Annotated in this window: 2 tRNA genes and 2 rRNA genes; all 4 read left to right on the top strand. The window is 51.1% G+C overall.

The window, feature by feature from the left end:
* Nucleotides 1–170: 170 nt before the first annotated feature.
* The 4 genes from ACFVUT_RS37540 (at nt 171) to ACFVUT_RS37525 (ending at nt 3448) form a co-directional block, all read left to right on the top strand.
* Nucleotides 171–3099, top strand: a 23S ribosomal RNA gene (locus ACFVUT_RS37540).
* 50 nt (nt 3100–3149) lie between these two features.
* Nucleotides 3150–3265: ribosomal RNA gene (gene rrf, locus ACFVUT_RS37535) — 5S ribosomal RNA — on the top strand.
* 19 nt (nt 3266–3284) lie between these two features.
* Nucleotides 3285–3361 (top strand) — tRNA-Met (locus ACFVUT_RS37530).
* A gap of 10 nt (nt 3362–3371) precedes the next feature.
* Nucleotides 3372–3448, top strand: a tRNA-Asp gene (locus tag ACFVUT_RS37525).
* Nucleotides 3449–3635 lie beyond the last annotated feature (187 nt).

Raw genomic sequence — 3635 nt, 5'->3', positions numbered from 1 at the left:
ATCTCTCAATTATAGAAAGCACACTACTTTCTTCTTATCTAATAAGAAGAATTTTGGTTGCGATTGTTCTTTGAAAACTAGATAACAGTAATTGCTGAGGAAAAGTGAAACTTTTCTTTAATCAAACCAATAAATAACACAACAGTATGTTGTACCATTTATTCGCTAATGGTTAAGTTAGAAAGGGCGCACGGTGGATGCCTTGGCACTAGGAGCCGATGAAGGACGGGACTAACACCGATATGCTTCGGGGAGCTGTAAGTAAGCTTTGATCCGGAGATTTCCGAATGGGGAAACCCACTGTTCGTAATGGAACAGTATCTTTACCTGAATACATAGGGTATTGAAGGCAGACCCGGGGAACTGAAACATCTAAGTACCCGGAGGAAGAGAAAGCAAATGCGATTTCCTGAGTAGCGGCGAGCGAAACGGGATCAGCCCAAACCAAGAGGCTTGCCTCTTGGGGTTGTAGGACACTCTATACGGAGTTACAAAGGAACGAGGTAAATGAAGCGACCTGGAAAGGTCCGTCGAAGAAGGTAACAACCCTGTAGTTGAAACTTCGTTCCCTCTTGAGTGGATCCTGAGTACGGCGGAACACGTGAAATTCCGTCGGAAGCTGGGAGGACCATCTCCCAAGGCTAAATACTACCTAGTGACCGATAGTGAACCAGTACCGTGAGGGAAAGGTGAAAAGCACCCCGGAAGGGGAGTGAAATAGATCCTGAAACCGTGTGCCTACAAGTAGTCAGAGCCCGTTAACGGGTGATGGCGTGCCTTTTGTAGAATGAACCGGCGAGTTACGATCCCGTGCAAGGTTAAGCTGAAGAGGCGGAGCCGCAGCGAAAGCGAGTCTGAATAGGGCGTTTAGTACGTGGTCGTAGACCCGAAACCAGGTGATCTACCCATGTCCAGGGTGAAGTTCAGGTAACACTGAATGGAGGCCCGAACCCACGCACGTTGAAAAGTGCGGGGATGAGGTGTGGGTAGCGGAGAAATTCCAATCGAACCTGGAGATAGCTGGTTCTCTCCGAAATAGCTTTAGGGCTAGCCTCAAGGTAAGAGTCTTGGAGGTAGAGCACTGATTGGACTAGGGGCCCCCAACGGGTTACCGAATTCAGTCAAACTCCGAATGCCAATGACTTATCCTTGGGAGTCAGACTGCGAGTGATAAGATCCGTAGTCAAAAGGGAAACAGCCCAGACCACCAGCTAAGGTCCCAAAGTATACGTTAAGTGGAAAAGGATGTGGAGTTGCTTAGACAACCAGGATGTTGGCTTAGAAGCAGCCATCATTTAAAGAGTGCGTAATAGCTCACTGGTCGAGTGACTCTGCGCCGAAAATGTACCGGGGCTAAACGTATCACCGAAGCTGCGGACTGTTCTTCGAACAGTGGTAGGAGAGCGTTCTAAGGGCGGTGAAGTCAGACCGGAAGGACTGGTGGAGCGCTTAGAAGTGAGAATGCCGGTATGAGTAGCGAAAGAAGGGTGAGAATCCCTTCCACCGAATGCCTAAGGTTTCCTGAGGAAGGCTCGTCCGCTCAGGGTTAGTCGGGACCTAAGCCGAGGCCGAAAGGCGTAGGCGATGGACAACAGGTTGATATTCCTGTACCACCTCCTCACCATTTGAGCAATGGGGGGACGCAGGAGGATAGGGTAAGCGCGGTATTGGATATCCGCGTCCAAGCAGTTAGGCTGGGAAATAGGCAAATCCGTTTCCCATGAAGGCTGAGCTGTGATGGCGAGGGAAATATAGTACCGAAGTTCCTGATTCCACACTGCCAAGAAAAGCCTCTAGCGAGGTGAGAGGTGCCCGTACCGCAAACCGACACAGGTAGGCGAGGAGAGAATCCTAAGGTGATCGAGAGAACTCTCGTTAAGGAACTCGGCAAAATGACCCCGTAACTTCGGGAGAAGGGGTGCTCTGTTAGGGTGCAAGCCCGAGAGAGCCGCAGTGAATAGGCCCAGGCGACTGTTTAGCAAAAACACAGGTCTCTGCGAAGCCGCAAGGCGAAGTATAGGGGCTGACACCTGCCCGGTGCTGGAAGGTTAAGGGGAGGGGTTATCCTTTGGGAGAAGCTTTGAACCGAAGCCCCAGTAAACGGCGGCCGTAACTATAACGGTCCTAAGGTAGCGAAATTCCTTGTCGGGTAAGTTCCGACCCGCACGAAAGGCGCAACGATCTGGGCACTGTCTCAACGAGAGACTCGGTGAAATTATAGTACCTGTGAAGATGCAGGTTACCCGCGACAGGACGGAAAGACCCCGTGGAGCTTTACTGCAGCCTGATATTGAATTTTGGTACAGCTTGTACAGGATAGGTAGGAGCCTTAGAAGCCGGAGCGCCAGCTTCGGTGGAGGCGTTGGTGGGATACTACCCTGGCTGTATTGAAATTCTAACCCGCGCCCCTTATCGGGGTGGGAGACAGTGTCAGGTGGGCAGTTTGACTGGGGCGGTCGCCTCCTAAAGAGTAACGGAGGCGCCCAAAGGTTCCCTCAGAATGGTTGGAAATCATTCGTAGAGTGTAAAGGCACAAGGGAGCTTGACTGCGAGACCTACAAGTCGAGCAGGGACGAAAGTCGGGCTTAGTGATCCGGTGGTTCCGCATGGAAGGGCCATCGCTCAACGGATAAAAGCTACCCCGGGGATAACAGGCTTATCTCCCCCAAGAGTCCACATCGACGGGGAGGTTTGGCACCTCGATGTCGGCTCATCGCATCCTGGGGCTGTAGTCGGTCCCAAGGGTTGGGCTGTTCGCCCATTAAAGCGGTACGCGAGCTGGGTTCAGAACGTCGTGAGACAGTTCGGTCCCTATCCGTCGCGGGCGCAGGAAATTTGAGAGGAGCTGTCCTTAGTACGAGAGGACCGGGATGGACGCACCGCTGGTGTACCAGTTGTTCTGCCAAGGGCATCGCTGGGTAGCTATGTGCGGACGGGATAAGTGCTGAAAGCATCTAAGCATGAAGCCCCCCTCAAGATGAGATTTCCCATTCCGCAAGGAAGTAAGATCCCTGAAAGATGATCAGGTTGATAGGTCTGAGGTGGAAGTGTGGCGACACATGGAGCTGACAGATACTAATCGATCGAGGACTTAACCAATTTGAATGTATGCTTACTGTTATCTAGTTTTGAGAGAACACTCTCAATGGTTTGGTGGCGATAGCGAAGAGGTCACACCCGTTCCCATACCGAACACGGAAGTTAAGCTCTTCAGCGCCGATGGTAGTCGGGGGTTTCCCCCTGTGAGAGTAGGACGCCGCCAAGCTTTTCTAAAATTTTATCATCGCGGGGTGGAGCAGTTCGGTAGCTCGTCGGGCTCATAACCCGAAGGTCGCAGGTTCAAATCCTGCCCCCGCAACCAAAAATTAAATGGTCCGGTAGTTCAGTTGGTTAGAATGCCTGCCTGTCACGCAGGAGGTCGCGGGTTCGAGTCCCGTCCGGACCGCCATTTTTATTGTAAACGAAACGATCATGTTTTCGTTTTTTTTGTGTTTTCTTTTAAATGCTGGCAGCTTGGTATCTAACCAAGCTTTCTTTTATATCGTTAAAGTCTTGGATATTGAAACAGAATCCGATACACTAGAAAGAGCTGTATTTCACAAGAGCGTCAGAAAGGGAGACGGGAGATATATGGA

This window comes from Streptomyces sp. NPDC058051, from assembly GCF_042885475.1.
GTDB lineage: Bacteria > Actinomycetota > Actinomycetes > Streptomycetales > Streptomycetaceae > Streptomyces.
Note: the sequence above shows the minus strand (reverse complement) of the source record. Positions and strands in the feature narration are given on the sequence as shown.